Origin of the sequence: Nitrospira sp. (assembly GCA_024998565.1) — a bacterium.
Lineage (GTDB): Bacteria > Nitrospirota > Nitrospiria > Nitrospirales > Nitrospiraceae > Nitrospira_A.
In genome coordinates this window covers 95,361-115,774 of the sequence record JACOEM010000002.1, presented here as the reverse complement: position 1 = coordinate 115,774, position 20,414 = coordinate 95,361, and the positions used below count along the sequence as shown (strand labels likewise).

Below are 20,414 nucleotides of genomic sequence, written 5' to 3'. Positions count from 1 at the left end.
GGATCATCATGCTGGCGGATCGTCTTGCGAGTTATACCCAGGCCCTTTGTTACGACGACCTGCCCGGCGACGTGGTCCATGAGGTCAAGCGACGGATTCTCGACAGCGCCGCCTGTGCCTTCGACGCCTGGAAGGCGACTCCCTGCCGGATCGCACGTCACGTGGCACAATTCGCCAAAGTACCCGGCGGCGCGACAATCTGGGGGACGTCCCACAAGACCCTGCCGGACCTGGCCGCCTTCGCCAACGGCGCGTTGGTTCGCTACCTCGACTTCAACGATACCTATCTCTCGAAAGAGCCGGCCCATCCTTCGGACAACCTGGCCGCAATCCTCGCCGCCGGCGAAATAGCCCATGCTTCAGGCAAGCGGGTCATCCAGGCCATCGCCTTGGCCTATGAAATCCAGTGCCGGCTCTGCGACGCCGCCGCGTTACGCTCCCGTGGATGGGACCATGTGACCTATGGATCGATCTCCTCCGCGCTCGGCGCAGCCAAAACACTGAAACTCACGGAGGCGCAGACCACGCAGGCCATCAACCTGGCCGCCGTGGCGAACGTGGCGCTCCGGCAAACCAGAGTCGGTGAAATGTCCATGTGGAAAGCCTGTGCGTTCTCGAATGCCGCACGCAACGGCCTGTTCGCGGCCATCCTGGCCCAACGAGGCATGACCGGCCCCGCCCCCATCTTTGAAGGCGAAAAGGGCTTCATGAAGCTGGTGTCCGGACCATTCGAGCTGTCGAGATTAGGCGGAGAGCGGGCTTCCGACGACAGGCCGGCCTCGTTCAAGATTCTCGATTCCTACATCAAACATTTCCCGGTGGAATACCACGCCCAGACTGCAGTCGAAGCGGCGCTGGCCCTGCGAGCGGAGGTGATCAAGGCGGAGGGGGCCGATGCAGTCCAGCGTCTGAGCGAGATTGAAATCGGCAGTTACGATGTCGCGATCGAAATCATCGGACGCGATCCGGAGAAATGGCACCCGACGACGCGCGAAACGGCCGATCACAGCTTCCCCTATTGCGTCGCGGTGGCGTTGCTGGATGGTCGCATGACCGTGCATTCATTCGACTCTGACCGGCTGCGAGATCCAGCGCTGCACGAGCTCATGAAAAAGGTGCGTGTCGTCCCGCAGCCGGAATTCGCGGGCCTCTATCCTGGATCCATGCCGACCCGCCTCACGCTGAGGACGACGACGGGAACAGTCTACATGAAGCAGGTGGACGTCCCCCTGGGCCATCCCGGCAATCCCATGTCGGACCAGGATGTGGAGGACAAACTACGCCGGCTCGCATCGAGACGAATCGGTCGTGCGCAGGTCGAGAAGCTCATCGGTTTCGTGTGGGCATTGGAACGAGAGAAAGACATCGCCACACTGATGCCTCTGTTGAGGGTGCCCCATCGTGATGCGTAACCACGCCACTCCGTCAAAAGCACAACGCCTGCGTGAGCTGCTGGCCGGCAGGACCGTGGCCATCCCCGGCGCCTGTAATGCCCTGACGGCCATGCAGATCGAGCACGCCGGATTCGAGATCGTGTATGTGTCGGGAGCCGCAATCTCGGCGGCCCATGGCATGCCCGATATCGGATTGATCAGCTTGACGGACATGACGAGGGAAGCGTCGGCCATTGCCCGGTCGGTGGCACTTCCCACCATCGTCGATGCGGACACCGGCTATGGGCCGCCTTCGGTTGTGCGGGAGGCCGTTCAGGAATTTGAGCGGGCCGGATTGGCCGGCATGCAGATCGAAGATCAGGAAGAGGCGAAAAAATGCGGCCATCTGTCGGGGAAGCGACTGATTCCAACGGCTGACATGGTTGCCAAAATCACCGCAGCCGTAGAGGCGAAATGCGATCGGGATTTCGTCCTTGTGGCGCGCACGGACGCACGGACGGTCGATGGGCTGCAGGCTGCCATTCAGCGAGGCGTTGCCTATGCCAACGCAGGCGCCGACGCGCTCTTCCCCGAGGCCCTGCTCTCCGCGGACGAATTCCACACCTTTGCGTTGGAAATGAATCGGGCAGGCGTCCACGTGCCCTTGATCGCCAACATGACGGAGTTCGGCAAGACACCTTACTTGAGCGTGGACGAATTCGAGACGTTGGGGTATCGCGGCGTGTTATTTCCCGTCAGCACGCTCCGGGTCGCAGCCCTTGCTGTTGAGAAGCTGCTGCGAGAACTCAGATTCTTCGGCTCTCAACGGGCTTGGCTCGACCACATGATGACGCGACAGGAGCTCTATAGTCTGCTTCGATACGAGCATGGGCAGGACCAGACAGGGAGGCCCTATGAACCAGGTGATACAAGAACAGCCGGGAACGAAAACCGCGGAGCGGCCCCTCTATAGCCCCGGACTTGAGGGGGTGATCGCGGGAGAATCGGCCCTCTGTCAGGTGGATGAAGGAGAGGCAGGACTTCGTTATCGAGGGTATGCCATCGGCGATCTGGCGGAATGGAGCCGCTTCGAAGAAGTCGCCTATTTGCTGTTGATCGGTCATCTCCCCAGCCGGAACGAACTGGATAGTTTTTCCACACGGCTGAGAGGCCATCGAGTCCTGCCTGAGCCGGTGCAACGTTTTGTAGACCGCCTGCAGCCGGGCCTGCACCCGATGGACGTACTGCGAACCGGCATTTCCCTGCTGGGACTCAGCGATCCCGACGCGCAGGATGGATCGCATGAGGCCAATCTCCGCAAATCCATGCGGCTGCTGAGCCAGATCCCGCTGCTGATCGCGCAGAGTTATCGAGTCATGGCCGGAACAGTCCCGCAGAGATCGGACGAGAGTCGAGATTTTGCGCAGCACCTGCTGCACCTGGTGGCAGGCCACAAGGACGGTGAAAGCAGCGCGGCCATGGCCCAAGCGCTGAACGTGTCGCTCATCCTGTACGCGGAGCATGAGTTTAACGCCTCCACATTTGCCGCTCGCGTCACCGCCTCGACCCTCACCGATCTGCATGGCGCGATCACGGCGGCCGTGGCCACCTTAAAAGGCCCGCTCCATGGAGGCGCCAACGAAGCGGTGGCGTCGATGCTCATCGAAATCGGCAGCCCTGAGCGAGCCGAGACCTGGGTGCGAGAGGCGCTCGCGCAGAAGCGGCGAGTCATGGGATTCGGGCATCGCGTGCTTCGGCAAGGCGACGCACGATCAGCCATCATCCAGCGCCACGCCGAACGGCTCAGCCACCTCTGCGGCGACCACAGCTGGTACGACATCGCCTCCACCCTCCACCGCATCATGCGGGAGGAAAAAGGACTCCATCCCAATCTCGATTTCTATACGGCCGTGGCCTACCTGTTGATGGGCATCCCGCGCGAATTGTCCACACCGTTGTTCGTCTGTTCCCGCATCACCGGCTGGTGCGCACATATAATGGAGCAGCAGGAACATAACCGGCTGATCAGACCACGAGCCCTCTACACAGGGCCGGCACCGAGGACCTATGAGCCTCTTGACCGACGTTCATGACCGGATCGAACAGGCCCGCGAGGCGCCGGGATGTGCCTCGGAACTCCACTGGACCTCGTTCGCCGAGTTCTTCCGATCGCGCCTGTACGACCCGCGACTCGTCACCAGGAATTTTCTGACCTATTGCGACGACGAGCGGAACCTGCGCCGAACCTACAGTTATGCGGAATTCGGCACGATCGTCGAACAGATGGCGGAGATGTTTCATGCGAAGTTCGGCCTGACCCGCGGCGACCGGATCGCCACCGTGCTGTTCAACCATGATCTGACGGCGCTGATCTACTTCGCAGCTTGGACGTTGGGAGTCGCCGTCGTGCCGATCAATGTCGAAGAAACCGCCGAGAAGAAGCGGTATATCCTCGAACATTCGGAGGCCTCGGTCGCCCTCTGCTGGCAGGATGTCTACGAGGAGCTCAAAGCGCTTCAGTCCATGCTGCCGGCCTTGCGCGAAGTGGTCGCCCTGGGGGACGGTGGCATCCTTGACGGGAAGGAGACCAGGGGAAAGAGCCGAAAAAACAGCCACGCCGTTGGAGCCCGCTTTACCCCGGCCACCTCCCGACTCGACGATCCTGCCTTGGTCATTTACACATCGGGGACAACCGGGCCGCCGAAAGGCGTGATCTTGACGGTTGCCAATCTTCTAATCGATGCGGATGCCATCGCCGACCGGCATGGGTTCGGTCTCACCGACCGTGTGATGTGCGTCCTGCCCATCCATCATGTCAACGGCATCGTCGTCACTCTGATGACTCCGTTTTATTGTAAGGGAAGCGTCGTGTTGAACCGGAAGTTCAAGACCGGCAGCTTCTGGCGACGGCTCCACGAAGAACAGGTGACCAGCGTCAGCGTCGTCCCCACATTACTTGAGTTTCTTCTGGATGCCGACGAAGACCTCGCCGCCTATCGCCTGGATCGCTTCGGTGGTGTGCTCTGCGGCGCAGGACCGCTGCTGAAGGACACGGCCCAGCGCTTCGAAGATCGTTTTGGATTCCCGATTCGCCATGGATACGGTCTGTCTGAAACAACCTGCTATTCCTGTTTTTTGCCGAACGACCTGACGCAAGCGCAACATCGCCATTGGCTCACGGATTTTGATTTCCCCTCGATCGGAACGGCTCTGCGTCACAACGAGATGGCCATTCTCGACGAGTCCGGGAAGGCGGTGGCTGAGCAGGCACGAGGGGAGATCTGCATCCGGGGACGCACAATCTGCGCCGGCTATTTCAAACGGGACGAGGCCAACGAAGCCGCCTTCCAATGGGGTTGGTTCCGTTCAGGCGACGAAGGCTTTTACATCGCCGACGACCGGGGACGCCCGTTCTTTTTCATTTCAGGCCGTTTGAAAGAACTCATCGTTCGCGGCGGCGTCAATATTTCCCCGTTGGAAATCGACGACGTGTTGAAGGGACACCCGGCCGTGCAGTTCGCCATGGCCCTCCCCTTCGAGAATCGCTACTACGGCGAGGAGATCGCCGCCTATATCGTGCCGAAAGACCCGGCATCGCCCCCGACGGAGGCCGACATCCTCTCCCATTGCCGCGGGCGCTTGCCGTTTTCTAAACAGCCGAAAGTGCTGGTGATGGGTACGGAGGTGCCCTACACCTCCACCGGGAAACCCAAGCGTTTGGAATTGAAATCCCGCTTGGCGGGCCCCCTGGCCCAATATCGTGACAGACAATTCAAAGAATCCGGTTGACCGGATCGGGTGAGGTACCAGATGAGCACCCTTTTTACAGGTTTCGAACGGATCGAAGAAGCCCGCGAGCGATTCACCGGAAAAAGTTTCCTGGCCGGTCTCTATGACGGCCGGCCGGACTTCAACCTCCTGCTGACACCTCCCGAACCGCCGGAAGAGAAGGCCGCCGGCGAGGCCTTCTGCAAACAGGTCGAACACTTTCTGCTCCACGAGGTCGACCCGGAGGAAATCGAACGCGAGGCCAAAATTCCCGAACGTGTCATCCAGGGACTGTTCAAGATCGGGGCCTTCGGTATGAAGATTCCCAAAGAATATGGCGGGCTGGGCTTGTCCTATACGAACTACGGCCGCGTCCTGACCCTGATCTCCGGATGGAGCAACATTCTGGCGCTGACGGTCGCGGTGCCGCAGTCCATCGGCATCGCTATGCCGATCCTCCTCTTCGGGAACGCAGACCAGAAGAACAAATATCTCCCGCTCGTCGCGAAGGAGGCCATTTCAGCCTTTGCCCTCACCGAACCGATGACCGGCTCGGATGCGGCCAACGTGCGAACCGAAGCGGTGCTGGATTCCTCCGGCACCCATTTCCTGGTCAACGGCGAAAAACTCTGGTGTACGAATGGGCCGATTGCCCGGTACCTCACGCTCGTCGCTCGCGTGCCGGCTCTTCGGGTGGAGTGCGAGGGAACGGTCGAATGGATTCCGGCTCCACAGGGGCAGCGGGCGGACGATCACGTCCACACGGCCTTTATTTTGGACATGGCGACACCAGGTGTGCTGGTGCGCCAACGCTGTCAGTTTGAAGGCTGTCGCGGGATTGAGAACGCCCATATCGCCTTGAAGAATGTGCGGGTGCCGATCGAACAGGTGATCGGCGACATCGGTAAGGGATTGAAGTATGCCCTGACGATTCTGAACGTGGGGCGGGGCATCAGCATTCCCGCCATCTGCCTGGGCATGGCCAAACAGGCCTGGCAGCCGACTCTGGATCGAGCCAATAGCAGGGTCACGTTTCAGAAGCCCTTGGCAGAACGACAAACGCAGCAGATCCGGATCGGGGAGATGGCGGGCCACCTGTTCGCCATGGAGGCGCTGGCGCTGCTCGTCTGGCGTCTGGCCGATCAACACCGCTACGACATTCGCATCGAAGCCGCAGTCGCCAAGATCTTCTGCTCGGAACATACGATCCGGTTCATCCGCGACGCGCAGACGATTTTCGGAGGGATGGGGTACGAAACCGCCGACTCCAAGCACGCCCGTGGTGAAGCTGCCTTCGGCATCGAACAACTCGTTCGCGATGCGGAGATGTATCGAATCGGCGAAGGCGCCACCGATATCTTGCGCCCCTTCGTAGTTCGCGAAGGTTTGAGCCCTCATCTGGATCACGCCAAACGCTTCTATGCGGATGGTCTTTCCATACTCGAACAAGCCCGGCAGGCGTTGAAGCTCATGCGCTTCTACCTGCCCTGGTACCTGCGACAATGGCGCAAAGGGCCGTTGCCGGATCGACGGGAACTCGCACACCTCCAAGTACGGCCCGCGGCTCTCTATGTGGAACGAACCAGCCGGCGGCTGGCGCGAGCAATTTTCTACGCCTTGCTACGATTCCAGGCCTCATTTAAGGACGAACAGCGCCTGCAGAATACAATCGAATCCGTCGGTGAAGATCTCCTTGCCATGCTCGCCACGGTGCTCTATGCCGAACGACAGACCAGGCTCGACGGACATACCAGCGTGTGGGAATTGGCCGAGGCGTTCTGTGCTGCGGCGAAACAGCGAATGGAACAACGGTTGAGAGAGTTCCGGCATCACCGGGACACCATTGTCGCGACCACCGGGCGGCAAGCCCTCAAAGGGTACTATCCGACGCTGTCGGAGGGGATCATTCGCCGGCGCTTGGAGGACTATCGTCGTAACCAGCACATGACATGAGCGAAGACCACGCATCGCCCGGTGAGTTCGAGGGACGTCACTCAGCAGCCGGCAGGCCGAATCGAGACAGAGTACGGTCGGTACGGCTTTCGTAGTATTCAGCCGTGAGGTGCTACATGATTACGATCATTGGTCTCGTCACAATTGTGACACTTATTTGGTTGTTGGCCTGGGCCATGGGATTAGAGAGTGACTCGGAACGGAGAAAACTAATCTCCGCCTCGTCTGCCGCGGCCCTCACTCACAGCGACATCGTACCTGAGCGGCAGACTCGTCGGGCGGCCTAACAGCGGCCGGTCACCGGTTTCCAGAACGACCATGGAGACGCCTGGTTCATGCTTCCGGTAAGAACGGCCACCGGACTCCAGCGGACTGTTTTCACATTCTGCTAAACCTTCTGAAGTCCCAGGCCTGCGACCACTTCAACCTTGAACGGAGCACTTGCCGCTCCCATGCACAGAGTCTGATGCGGGAACGGAATCTCGATACCCTGCGCGTCGAACGCCTTCTTGAGCCGTCGCCGGTATTCACGTCCGACCTTCCACTGTTCGAGCGGCTTCGTCTTGATACGCGCGCGAATCGTCACGGCACTATCGGCAAAATTCTCAACACCCACCACTTCGATCGGCTCGATCATCAGCGAGCCAAGTTCCTGGTCATGGCGCAATTCTTCACCGACCGCCTGCATCACCGCCACCACCCGATCGGTGTCCTCCCGGTACGCCACGCCCATGTCCAACACAAAGGCCGACCAGTCCTTGCTCATATTCGACAGGGTATTGATGCCGCCGTTGGGAAACACGTGGACCACGCCGGAAAAGTCCCGCAAGGAAATCGTTCTGAACGTGATGGTCTCAACCTGTCCACCGGTCCCATTGATCACCGCCACATCTCCCAACCGGATGTGATCCTCCAGAATGATGAAAAATCCACTGATCAAGTCCCGCACCAAATTTTGCGCGCCGAACCCCACCGCCAAGCCGAGAATCCCCGCGCCGGCCAGAATCGGCGCGATGTCCAATCCCACGACCTGCAACGATTCGATGATGACGACCGCCCAAATCGCTGTGAGTGCGATGGTCCTAAGGATCCCCGTGAGCGTCGCGGCGCGTTTTTGAGCCGTTCCGGACTGTTGATCCTTGGCGTCACTCGTGAGAAGCATCACCCGTTCCAGTTGTTGCAACCCCAAACGGGCAAATCGAATCGCGATATACCCAATCACGAACACCAGCCCGACCCGCAACACGGCGATGCCTACGGTTGTGGAAATACTCAGGAGCCAGGGAAGGGCAGTCTGCAGAGACACTCCGGTCAACATATCGATCTCCCTTGTGTGAAGACGTCCGGCGTTTCAACTTGCGAGGGTGAGGATATTACTCCCCGCCCCCACAGGCCAGAAGCTGCCGCAACAGCTTGGGCACCGATGGAATCGTGACGCCCGACATGAATGGCTACGTGGGCTCCGTCAGTCGTGGAGCACGCCTGCCAGTCTAGCGACATCACGCCCTTCCTGCCACTCTATCCATGGCCAACCTCATAGGATACGGATGAGACGGGAACGGCATGAGCCAATCATAACGAGGGCTGAATCCCCGGCTCCCCGGAGCTCACGGGATCCCGCCAACCGCCGGCGGAGGAGCTCGTCTGGTCGAGAAAGAATTTCGTGCATCAGTCGGTAGACACTTCAACTCTTCTTCGGCTATTATTGCGGTTCACTTTGACCGGTCACGCATCCTCCAGTGGCGGTGTAGCTCAGTTGGTAGAGCAGCGGACTCATAAGCCGCGGGTCACCCGTTCAATCCGGGTCACCGCCACCAAATTTCTTTCGCCCCGCAATCAGACAAAAGTGCCCCAGGGCCATGGCCCAATTCGCGATGGAGCGTTGAATCCGATGTGTGGGGTGCGTCAGGTTGAAGAGGCGGACGAGGGGTTGGTAGACGGGCCTTGCGACGGAGAAGACGTTGGCGTCAAGAGCCGTGGGTGAAGGTGTTGACCCAGGCCAGGCCCTTCTGTCGACAAGGTAGGAATGGTTGCGCAGCAACCGGCCAGGAGCCTTCCTTTGCGAACCGCCCACAGCACAAATCCCACAGAGAGAGTCGTCCCCGTCAACGCAGTCACCTGAGCCATCAACGACTGCGGCTCTCGGTCCACAGCGACCGCCTCCCGCAGCGACAAGATCATTTCATCCAATTTATTCAGTACCAATTCACTCGCCGAGGGCTGTGGCCCAGAATCGCCATCCCTGCCCGCCTCGATCGCATCCGTGGATGAGATCGGGGATGAATTCCGGGGCTCCCTGTCATCCGACTGAACAGATCGTGACGCGACTGGCGGCTCGTCCTCATGATGAACATCGCCTGAATGGGGCGCGACGCGCGGCGGCATGCTGCCGGCATAGGGGCTCATCGTCCCGGCGAGATCAGTCCCATTCATGGACACCGCATTCACCGGCTCCTGTTGCGTTGTGAAGGACCGTGGTTCGTCATGAGGCTGAGCGGATGTGCCCGCCTGGACCGAAGGCATCGGAATGAGAGAGGGAGGAAGCGCCGGGCCGGAGGGGCGCGCCTCCGCCCCATCCGTAACCCTCACCTGAATGGTTTGCATCGCCGTGCCGCCCTGGCTGTCGGTGACACGGACCTGCACGATATACACATTGTCGCCATTGGCGTCAGCGGCCGCTTCAAAATCAGGAGGGGCAACGAAACTCAGCGCACCGGTCGAGGCGTCGATCGTAAACTGCGCCTGATCCGTTCCGCCGCTGATGGAGTAGGTCAAGGCCTGCACAGGGAGATCCACATCGGCGCCGGTTACGACCGTAATGCCGGTCACATGTTCCGCAACATTGATCGAGGCGGTCGCCGTTCCTCCATTGCTGATGATGGTCGGCGCATCGTTCACTGGGGTGATCGTCAGCGTCATTGTGGTCGTGCCCACCGAACCTCCCGCCCCGTCGCTCACCGTAAACGTAAAGCGATCGCTCAACGTTTCCGATCCATCGTGACGATAGACCAGGCGGTTGGCCGCGAGATCAGCCTGCGTAAAAGTCGCCAGCGCCACCCCCGGCCTGGTCGTCAACTCCAGACGACCATGGGCAGGACCGGTCCCGACAGAGAATCTGATCTGGGCGGCAGAGTTGTCCACGTCCACCGCCGCAAGCTCTGCGCTCGTAATCGTGTCGGTGCCCCCTTCGGCCAAGCTGCTCCCGCTGTTGGCGGTGATTACCGGCCGATCATTGACGGCGGTGACATTGACCGTGAGCGTATTGGGCGTCGAGTCGTACAGATTGGTGCTGTCGCGCACCGAGAAGGTCACGCGGGCATAGCCGGTCCCGTTGGCGTCGGCCGCCGGGGTAAAGACCAGCTGGCCCGCCGCGAGGTCCGCCGTCGTGATCACCTGGCCCGCCGTCACCGCCGTGCCCGAGAGGGTCAGGGTCCCGGCCGTCGGCAGCGTGTCGATCCGCACCGCACTCAGCGCACCGCCGGCATCCACATCGCTGAACCCGAAATTCGCCGCCGTGAGGACGTGCGACGTATCTTCGGTGATCGTGACGGTCGCATTGGTCCCGGTGGGGGCCTCGTTCACGTTCGTCAGGTTGATCGTGAACGTCTCGTCGTAGGTCAGGCCGCCCCGATCGGTCACCCGGACGGTCACGGCATGGCTCGTCGCCGCTTCGTAGTTCAGCAAGGTACTGTTGGCGACCGTGAGGGCGCCGGTCGTCCGGTTGATTGCAAACCGCCCCCCCGCCGTATTGGTCAAGCTGTAACTCTTCGTGTCACCGGCGTCGGGGTCGCTCCCGGTCACCGTGCCCACCACGGTCCCATTGGCCGCGTGCTCCGCTACTGTGTTCGCCGACAGACTCAGGTCCGTCGGCCGATCATTGACGGCGGTGACATTGACCGTGAGCGTATTGGGCGTCGAGTCGTACAGATTGGTGCTGTCGCGCACCGAGAAGGTCACGCGGGCATAGCCGGTCCCGTTGGCGTCGGCCGCCGGGGTAAAGACCAGCTGGCCCGCCGCGAGGTCCGCCGTCGTGATCACCTGGCCCGCCGTCACCGCCGTGCCCGAGAGGGTCAGGGTCCCGGCCGTCGGCAGCGTGTCGATCCGCACCGCACTCAGCGCACCGCCGGCATCCACATCGCTGAACCCGAAATTCGCCGCCGTGAGGACGTGCGACGTATCTTCGGTGATCGTGACGGTCGCATTGGTCCCGGTGGGGGCCTCGTTCACGTTCGTCAGGTTGATCGTGAACGTCTCGTCGTAGGTCAGGCCGCCCCGATCGGTCACCCGGACGGTCACGGCATGGCTCGTCGCCGCTTCGTAGTTCAGCAAGGTACTGTTGGCGACCGTGAGGGCGCCGGTCGTCCGGTTGATTGCAAACCGCCCCCCCGCCGTATTGGTCAAGCTGTAGCTCTTCGTGTCACCGGCGTCAGGGTCGCTCCCGGTCACCGTGCCCACCACGGTCCCGTTGGCCGCGTGCTCCGCTACTGTGTTCGCCGACAGACTCAGGTCCGTCGGCCTCTCGTTCACAGCAGTCACGGTCACGCTGATGGCCTGAGAGTCCACGCCGCCGCTTCCGTCGGACACTTGGACGGTCACATCGTAGGTGTTGTTACCGCCGCTATCGGTCGGCGCCTCGTAGTTCGGGGCGGACACAAACGACAAGGCACCAGTGCTACTGTTGATCGCAAACTTGGCGGCATCGGCCCCTCCGACAATCGAGTAGGCCAGGGTTTGCCTCGTATCGGCATCGGAGGCAGTGACCCTGGTGACCGCCGTGGCATTCTCCGCAATATTGATGAGGGCTGTGGCCCCCCCGCCATTGCTGGTGATCCTGGGCGCCGCTTCATTGACATCCGTCACGTTGATGGTAAAGGTCTCGTCATGGGTGAGCCCGCCGCTGTCCGTCACTCGCACCGTCAGGTTGTGGCTGGTGGCGCTCTCGTAATTGAGGAGCGATCGGTTGGCGACGGTGATCTGGCCCGTGCTGCCGTTGATCGCAAAGCGGCCGCCGGCGTTGTCGGTCAGGGAGTACGTCCTGGTGTCGCCGGTATCCACATCGCTGCCGCTCACGGTGCCGACGACGGTGCCATTGGCCGCATTCTCCGCCACCGTGTTCGCCGACAAGGCCAGGTCTGTCGGTGCCTCATTGACGTTTGCCACTGTCACGGCGATGGCTTGGGTATCCGTGCCGCCCTGGCCGTCAGACACCTGCACCGTGACGTCGTACACGTTATTCCCGCCGCTGTCCGCCGGGGCTTCATAGCTGGGCGCCGAGACGAAACTCAGCTGGCCCGTGCTGTTGTTGATGGTGAATCGATCTGCGTCTGCTCCGCCGGCGATCGAATAGCCTAGGGTATGCCCTGCATCAACGTCGGAAGCCGTGACGGTCGTGACGACCGTGCTGTTCTCCCCGACCGTGACCGACGCCGTCGTTCCACCGCCGTTGCTGCTGATCGTCGGTGCACTGTTCGCGGCGCCGGTGTCATAGCTGACCTGCACGTTATCGACGTACAGGCAATCGCCCCCGCCCACCCCGGTGACGAGAAATTGGATCGTCGTACTCGCGGAGGCATAACCGGAAATGTCGAGCTTGACGGTGCCGCTTCCGGCATTCGACTTAGGGGAGAAGACGCCGTCGGTGAGCGTGGTATACGTCTTTCCGTCGGCTGACACGCGAATCTCGATTTGATCGGAGCCCGACAACGAGTTGGTGTAATCGAATGTGAGGACTGCGCCGCTCGTTCCTGACAGATCGACCTGCCGCGAAGCTTGGTTTCCCACGGAACCGGCGTCGATCCTCAGTTGTGATGAAGCGACATGCACATCCCCGCCGCTTGCCCCACCGCCGCCGGCATCGGTTTCGGACCAATCTGAGGCCCACTTCTGAGTCCCATCGTGATTGTCGTAAGAACTTGAGGAGAATTGGTCGCCGACAGTCTCGGTCGTCAGGATCCCCTTCCAGTCCATCTGCGCGGCATCGGTGATCGCAAGGTCGGTTTCGATCGATCCAACCTGGGTTTCGAATTTCCAATCGCCGCCCAAATCGATGTGGCCGGTTCTGTCGCTGCTCGCGGCCACGTCGGCTCCGGTCAGTTCAGCAAGCCGGGACACAGCCGCCTGGCCGAGATCCCCCTCGGCAAAATTACAGCCGTACACCAGAATGTCAGCCTGCTCCGACAGGGCCTGCTGAATCGTTGTGAACTCGTCCGCGTAACGCGTCGACATCGATTCGGCATTCAACGTGCCGGTGCCCAATTGCAATGTTCCAGCGTCGCCGTGCGAAATCAGATGAATGGCGTCGATGCCCGATCGCCCGGTCAACGACTCGGCGATCTGCTCGACCCCGTCTCGGGAGGCATCCAGCACAACGACCTCCACATTGGGCCCCATGCCCGCGAGCAGAGCTTCATAATCCGGCACCGTGGGGTCGACGAAAACCACTTCCGTCGAGGATTCGCCGGGACTATAGGAACCAATTGCGCTGAGTAGCTCCTGCGATTCCTGCTGCTCAGGAGTCGTACTCTCGCCAGTCCCCTCCGAGGAGACCGCCGCCTCGGCCTGATCTTGAGCCACCTGTTCGGATTGCACCTCGGCCGCGGTCGCCGCAGCCGCCGCGTCAAACATCAACCGTTGCTCGAGGGATAGGAGCGACTGTTTGAATGTGGACGGAGCGGCAGATTGCGACGCCGGTGGGGCTTCCGCCGGCTTAGGTCTCAGCCTCTTGAAGAGATTGAACATACTTGCGCCCTACAGCCTCAAGAACACACAGTTTCCCGCCTCTCTTTCGGTAGAAAGTCCGTCGGTCTGAAGAGTTGAGGAGAGGATACAAGGGGGGAGGTATGGAACGAGGGCGCCGGCAGCACGCAACGACCACCTACGGCCACGAATAACCAGCGTTCACCGGCCCCGGCCCGCGGGAGTGTCGTCTCAACGAAGGAGGTCGAACACAAGGCGCGAAATCGACGCCTCTGATCAGAAACCGCTTTCCCGGATCATCACCGCCACGATACGATCCCACACGCGCGCGGCCAGGCTCTGGGGCTTACCAATGACGTGGAGTAGCCCGGTCACAGCCTGGCCGGGATTGAAATCATCATCCAATACTTCAAGTTCAACGCGATAGACCGATTGCTCCGCCCACAACCGCCCCTGCGAATCTTTTCGTACGGGCACCGCGCCGCCATAGATGGACGCCAGATAGGGAACGGGAAAATCCCGTTCGTCCACGTCCCGAATTTCAGCGACCCGGGCGCGGGAAGCCTGGCGGGTCAGGTCGTGCGGAATAAAGCGCGCCTCCTGCCCGACCGCCAGACCCCCTAGATCGTCTACCGGCGCAAAGGCCACAACGATCGCTGTTCCGGGATTCACCACGTAGGCGACCGGCAGCTTCTCATTGATCCATCGGCCGGGATAGAGCGAATCGGCCTGATCAACCACCACGCCATCGATCGGCGCCCGCAGCACGAGACGTTGTTGCCTCTCAGTCACCCCGTCCAGTTCGGCCAGCTTGGACCGTAGCGATTCGGCCAGCACCGGAACCTGCACCCGATCCTCTGCATACCCGGCCTGACGCTGCAGCCGGAAATCCAACAGTTCGACCTGGGTCTGCACCAACCTGGCCTCCTTGGCTAATTTCGGGTTTTCGAGTACGAGCAAGGTGTCACCCGCTCGTACAGGCTGCCCTGCATGCACCGACACCGACGCAATCCGCCCCGGCGCCGGAGGATAGATGGTTGCATAGGACCCTGCCTGCAACACCCCTGGGATCGCGACACGACTGGACCATGGGAGACAGGCGAGCAACAGCATCGCGGCGACGACCGTCATCGTGACGGCAAACCGGCCCGTCGACGCATAGGCAGCACGGCGACTCCACCAGCTCGTCAGTTCCCGCCAGATCGGCAGACCGATAAAGAAGACGATTTCGACCAGAAACAGCAGGAGGCCGAGCACTTTAAAAAAATAGTGATAGACGGCCAGCGCAATCCCGGTGAAGAGGACGAGCCGGTACAGCCAGATACCCCAGGCATAGGCGATCAGGATCCGCCTGTTGGACTGCCCGACCGCTTCGGGCGGAGGCGCGCCTGGCGCAAACAACAGTTCACGAATCCGCCATTGCCCGAATGCGAAGGCCCGGTCCTGAAGATTCGGAATTCCCAGTCCATCGGCCAGAAGATAATAGCCGTCAAACCTCATGAATGGGTTGAGGTTGACCGCCAGGCTCATCACCCAGCTGGTCGTCGCCGCCACGAAGACGACGCTCCGGATGGCCCCATCCGGCAGGAATCCCCACAACAAGGTTGCGACCGCAGCGAGCCCCAGTTCGGCTACGACCCCGGCTCCGGCGATCCACAGACGTTTCCGCCTCGAACTCAGCCGATAGGCGTCGCTGATGTCCGAATAGAGCACCGGCATCATCACCATCAAGGCCACCCCGATCGTGGGTACCCGGCACCCGAATCGCGTTGCGGTATAGGCATGCCCCAATTCATGCACGACCTTGACGACACACAACACCACGCCGTACATCAGTGCCCCCTGCCACGTGAAAAAATGCAGGAAGGTCGACAAGAAGGTGTCCCATTGCTGTCCCACCAGGAACAAACCGGTCGCACCGATCATTCCGAACAGCCACGCCGCCATGGGCGTATAGAGCGGCGCCACCAAGGGCAACGTGGCGCGCAGAAAACGATGCGGATGTATCAGCGGAACTTTGACGAAGAGATAGTGATGCAACAGCCACTGCCACCAGGCCTGATGACGTGCCACCTCCTGCTCGACGTAGTCCTTGACCCGCCCGCTGGCCGATTGCTCCGTCAGACTGTTGGCGTACAAGAACCGCACTAAGTCTTCGACATCTTCCGCCCGGATCCGGGAGGTGGTGTCGCGCCGGACCACCGCGACGAGTTTTTCCACCGTGCCACAGGACCAGCGCTGGAGGAGCTGATAGACCTGCCACTCGATCTGGAAATATTTGTTGCGAACGGGATCGACGATCGTCCAGGTCGGCACCCCTTCCGGCGTGGGCGCGCCGCGGAGGAACTGCAGGTTCTTTCTCAGCGGCGGCAAGGTGCGTTCTTGGGGCGGGGACACTGAGGACAGGCCGGCCATCGGCTACACTCCGACCAGTTGACGCAAGGCCATGAGCGGACGGCGGAACAACAGGAATGCCAACAGGCCCTGTTCTCCATACACCTTCGCCGACCCTTGCCAGCCGATGCGGATGCGGGGATCGGCAAGCGCCAATTCAGCCGTGATCCGATACGCCAACGTATCTCCGGGCAACACCTCCGCATGGTAACTCGCGTGACTCACGGTCGCCCCGAAGGATTCCAGCGGGAGCGCGTCGAAGAGCGCTACGACATCGGCGCCTTCGCGTAGCAGGAGAGCGTCACTCACAGGGAGATCGATTCGCAACTCAATGCGACGCGGATCGGCAATATCCATGATCCGTTCGCCGACGGAGACCGGCTTCCCGACCCAGTCGGCTTTGTCGCTGTACAGCAGCAATCCTTCCTGCGGGGCACGGACTTCCACCTGCGCCAGCATCTCCTGGGCATAGGTCAGCTCTGTCTCCTTTAACGCCGCTTCGGCGGCTCTGAGCGGAGCCTCGGCTTTTCGGTGCGGATCGGCAAAGCCGCCTTGAATCGCCTGGGCATGTTCGGCCTGCGCCACCGCCAATTGCTTCTCCGCGACCCGGAACTGATTGCGGAGGTTCGTGTCTTCGTAGCGGAACAGCGGCCGATGTTGCGTGACCACCGTATTCGGCGGCACCAGGACCTCCGCAATCACTCCGTCCATCGGCGCGCTCACAATCGTCGGCTCCTTCGCCATCACTTTCATCGGCGCCACGGTCGACACGCGAACCGGCAAACACAGCGCCCCAACAACCGCTGCAGCCAGCAACCACACCGAGGGCGTTTTGATCCTCGCGGACCAGGTTCGATGGCGCGTCGCCACGGCCTTCCAGGCATAGGCGAAGCTCCCCGCAAGCCGGTGCATAATCGCCCGATCATTCTCCTCCCAGGGATAGTCCCGCTCGAGCCACCAGAAACCCAACACCGTTTCATCCGGGTGTTTCAGCGGACACCAGAGGACATGGCCCCTGACATGCTCGCGCCATCCCTCGCGGCAGGAGTCGGGGCACATTTCCTCCGTGACGGTCACCGGTTCATCCCCCGGGTGTGCGTGCCTCAGAGCCTGAGCCATCTCCTCCAACCAGCGAATCATCGGCGCATCGCGTTCCACCACGGCCACGCTGGACGCACAGATCACTCGGGAGACGCCCGCAGCTTCACCGGCATGACTCAGCAGATAGGCCTGTTCATAGGGAACCAGCCGACGGGTCTCATTGACGGAGATGAACTGCAGTTCCTGGACGGTCTTCGCGACACGGATCTGCGCCTCCAAATGGGTGAGGGTCGCCAGATGGACCAGCGTCGCGAGTTCCTGTGCGCTCGGTTGGGTGGATGTCGCCATAGGGTTACGGTTGTCCCGAGGCAAATTGCGCCGTGCCGCTCATCCCGGCGAGCACATCGGCCGGGAGGGCCCCGAAGCTGCCCACCACCTTGACCGTCTGGCTGGCGGGATCGACATTCGCCCCGATTTCCTTCACCTTCGCCGGATACTCCCGATGCGTCTCGTCGATGGTGAAGGTGAACGGTGACTTCCGCTTGAGCCAGGCTAAGGTCGAGGAGGGCAGCACCAACTCGATCTCCAGACTGGTGTCATCGAGGAGACTGAGCAGCTTGTCGTTGGGGAAGACGTTTTCATGCTCATTGACCATGACCGCCACGACGCGGCCGGAAAACGGCGCCGCGATATGGCAGCTCCGCACGTTGATCTCGGCCAGGCGAATGGCCGCGACGGCCTTCTTCGCCTCGGCTTCGGAAATTTCCAATTCAAGCGTGCTGACGGCATTGAGTTTGGTGAGTTCTTTGTTGTTCTGGAAGGTTTTATCCTTGGCCTCATGCTCGGCCAGCGCCCCTGCTAATTCCGCACGATACTTGTCGCAGTCGATTGCGACCAGCGTGGCACCCTTCTCGAACCGCTGCCCCTCCTTCACCGGGATCTGGCTGATCCGCCCCTGAATCTGGGAATAGAGCACGGCCTGCGTGCTGGCCTTCACAATGCCACGCAACGCGCCGTTGACACTCCGCATCAGCTGGACGGGCCGGTCGTCCTTCGGCCAGCCGACCTGCGGAAGGGCCACCGCCGTGCAGAAGATCGTCAGTGCGACAATCGAATTAATCGGCCAATGGGATCGCATGGGACTCCAGCCTCCTTCCTGACTCCGACACCGTGTCGACGGCAGGCACCCGCTGTTTCCTCAGTTCAACGGCAAGGGCGGCCACACTCTGCCCGTCGGTGCCGGTCGGCGCGGCATCTTCGCCCATCGACGCCATCAACGTGGCATAGGCCGACTCGACGCCGGACTGCGCGCTGTCCATGCGGACTTCAGCCAGGACGTCATTCACTCGCTCCCGAATGAAGGTCAGGTCGTTGGTACTCTTCGTGAGCCACAGGTTCTTGGTATGGTCGGTAATCGCCAATTGCGTCTCGTGGTAACTCCTGGCATTGAGATATTCCTGGCTCGCCTGGGCGAACTGCAGCGCGCCGACATGCACCTCGGTCAAGATCGTCATGGTCAGCGCGAGACTTTGGGCATCCAACACCTGGCGATGCGCCTCCACTGCCTTGAGTTTGGCCGGTACGCGAAACGCCGACAGGAGGTTCCAACTGAGCTGAGAGGCATACCCCAGCCAGTTTTGATAGAGGAAGAAGCTGTTGCTGCTGTAATACCCGCCGACACTCAGCTTCAAGTTGGGAAACATTTCCAGGAAGACGGCCCGCGCCTCCTTCGCATTGATCCGCTTTTGATAGTCGAGGGAGCGAAGCTCGGCGCGAAGCAACAACGCCTGTTCCTCCATCCGCCCGGTATCCAGATCGACCACCGGAACGGTGCTCGCCCGCTGAGGCACGACCAGGTCGTACTCGGTTCCCGGAGGCAGCCCCATCATTGAAGCCAGCTGAACTCGTGCCGTACTCAGCTCACGGTACAGGCGCTGCACCTCACGCTGAATGTTCAGCAGATCGCGGCGATAGTTGAGCGGGGTCAAGGGCGTCTGCAATTTCTTATCGACGATTTGCTGTGCGCGCTCCAACGCCTTGTTGACGGACTCATCCAGAAATTTCACCCGATAGAGCACCCGTTCCGCGCTGACCGCCCGCCAGTAGGCGCTCCGGACATCCTGGACGAGGCGTACCGCAATCCGCCGCCGCTCCTCCTCGGCAATCATGACGTTATCGGCTGCCTGCTGTGCGCGCACATAGGAGAGACCGAAATCCAGCACGTCCCAACTCAGCGCGAGATTGCCCGACACCACGTTCTTATCGGATGACGTAAAGGGCTCGAGGACGGGCCGACCATCAACGAGTGATTGCGCGCCGCCTCCGCTGTAGGAATTGCGTCCGTCAAATCCCGCGTTCGCCGACAGCTGCGGTAACAAGGTGTAATGCGCCACGTTCAGCTGCTGATGCGCCAACTGCGCCTGCATGGCCTTCACCTTGGCGTCCAGATTGAATTTTAAGGCACGCGCGATGGCTTCATAGAGATCGATCGGACCGGACAGCGGCTCCCGAAGCGTCGACACCATCTGAAGGTCATTGGTGGCGCGGGTCCGGACATCCTCGTCGGTCAACACATAGGGCTTGATCATGCACCCGGAGATCATCACCATTGCCCCCACCAATGCCAATACTTGCAGGGGTTCTTTTGCCATCGTCTTCATGATTCCGCAGACACCGTCATCACTTTCGCGCGCGCACGGATCCATCCCAGGCCACGACACACCCTTACTGCAGGAATATCGGTCGAATTCGATAAGAACTTGACGAAAGAGGATGAAGCGGGATGCCGATGGCGACCGCTCGATGGCGCACTGCCAGCCGCCCCTACTACCCCGCATTATTCATGACGGTTCGTCGCGAAAGTGCGGAGTCGCCCAGCGAGACAAGCGGCGAGCCCGCCCGCCGACAGGCCTGTCGCAGCTGCAAATCCGCGATTGCAGCAGACGCGCTCATGAATAATGCGGGCTAGGGCGAGCCAGACGAGACCGCCTCAACGACTCTATGGAACGGCTGTAGGGGGGGGGCAAATCGAGCGGAGCCAAGCCCAGCAAGACGTCAGCGTTCGTCGCCGGGGCAAGGTGCCCTCTGAGAACAAGAATGACGGTCGTGACCACGTCTCTCGCCGAAGGGGAATGGCTTATCTACCTAATCAGGCACGAAGGAGATCCAATGCTGGGGCAACCCTTGGAA

Annotated in this window: 12 protein-coding genes and 1 tRNA gene; 7 read left to right on the top strand and 6 right to left on the bottom strand. The window is 61.1% G+C overall.

The window, feature by feature from the left end:
* The first annotated feature begins 5 nt into the window (after window positions 1-5).
* The 6 genes from H8K11_04265 (at window position 6) to H8K11_04240 (ending at window position 7,381) form a co-directional block, all read left to right on the top strand.
* Entirely contained in the window at window positions 6-1,412 is a 1,407-nt protein-coding gene (locus H8K11_04265; protein MCS6262949.1) for an MmgE/PrpD family protein, read from the top strand.
* A complete protein-coding gene (locus H8K11_04260; protein MCS6262948.1) occupies window positions 1,405-2,346 on the top strand; it encodes an isocitrate lyase/phosphoenolpyruvate mutase family protein in 942 nt (313 codons plus the stop codon). The genes H8K11_04265 and H8K11_04260 overlap by 8 nt, the downstream gene beginning before the upstream one ends.
* Window positions 2,288-3,466 (top strand): citrate synthase, encoded by a 1,179-nt coding sequence (locus H8K11_04255; GenBank protein ID MCS6262947.1) that lies wholly within the window; start codon window positions 2,288-2,290, stop codon window positions 3,464-3,466. The genes H8K11_04260 and H8K11_04255 overlap by 59 nt, the downstream gene beginning before the upstream one ends.
* Window positions 3,441-5,162: an acyl--CoA ligase gene (locus H8K11_04250; GenBank protein ID MCS6262946.1), complete on the top strand. Its 1,722-nt coding sequence runs from the start codon at window positions 3,441-3,443 to the stop codon at window positions 5,160-5,162. The genes H8K11_04255 and H8K11_04250 overlap by 26 nt, the downstream gene beginning before the upstream one ends.
* A gap of 21 nt (window positions 5,163-5,183) precedes the next feature.
* Window positions 5,184-7,094, top strand: coding sequence for an acyl-CoA dehydrogenase family protein (locus H8K11_04245; protein MCS6262945.1), 1,911 nt, complete (start codon window positions 5,184-5,186; stop codon window positions 7,092-7,094).
* A gap of 116 nt (window positions 7,095-7,210) precedes the next feature.
* Window positions 7,211-7,381, top strand: coding sequence for a hypothetical protein (locus H8K11_04240; GenBank protein ID MCS6262944.1), 171 nt, complete (start codon window positions 7,211-7,213; stop codon window positions 7,379-7,381).
* A gap of 101 nt (window positions 7,382-7,482) precedes the next feature.
* On the opposite strand, the gene H8K11_04235 is transcribed toward H8K11_04240, so the two are convergent.
* Entirely contained in the window at window positions 7,483-8,409 is a 927-nt protein-coding gene (locus H8K11_04235; GenBank protein MCS6262943.1) for a mechanosensitive ion channel family protein, read from the bottom strand.
* Between the two features lie 426 nt (window positions 8,410-8,835).
* Between H8K11_04235 and H8K11_04230 the strand changes: the two genes are divergently transcribed.
* A tRNA-Met gene (locus H8K11_04230) sits at window positions 8,836-8,911 on the top strand.
* Window positions 8,912-8,999: 88 nt separating this feature from the next.
* Here H8K11_04230 and H8K11_04225 read toward each other — a convergent pair.
* The 5 genes from H8K11_04225 to H8K11_04205 form a co-directional block, all read right to left on the bottom strand.
* A complete protein-coding gene (locus H8K11_04225) occupies window positions 9,000-13,718 on the bottom strand; it encodes a cadherin domain-containing protein (GenBank protein ID MCS6262942.1) in 4,719 nt (1,572 codons plus the stop codon).
* A 348-nt stretch (window positions 13,719-14,066) separates the two neighbouring features.
* Window positions 14,067-16,205: an HlyD family efflux transporter periplasmic adaptor subunit gene (locus H8K11_04220; GenBank protein ID MCS6262941.1), complete on the bottom strand. Its 2,139-nt coding sequence runs from the start codon at window positions 16,203-16,205 to the stop codon at window positions 14,067-14,069.
* A 3-nt stretch (window positions 16,206-16,208) separates the two neighbouring features.
* Complete coding sequence (locus tag H8K11_04215) at window positions 16,209-17,573, bottom strand: HlyD family efflux transporter periplasmic adaptor subunit (protein MCS6262940.1); 1,365 nt, start codon at window positions 17,571-17,573, stop codon at window positions 16,209-16,211.
* A gap of 4 nt (window positions 17,574-17,577) precedes the next feature.
* On the bottom strand, window positions 17,578-18,363 hold the full coding sequence (locus tag H8K11_04210) for an efflux RND transporter periplasmic adaptor subunit (GenBank protein MCS6262939.1): 786 nt from the start codon (window positions 18,361-18,363) through the stop codon (window positions 17,578-17,580).
* Window positions 18,341-19,876, bottom strand: a complete 1,536-nt coding sequence (locus H8K11_04205) for a TolC family protein (protein MCS6262938.1) — start codon at window positions 19,874-19,876, stop codon at window positions 18,341-18,343. The genes H8K11_04210 and H8K11_04205 overlap by 23 nt, the downstream gene beginning before the upstream one ends.
* Window positions 19,877-20,414 lie beyond the last annotated feature (538 nt).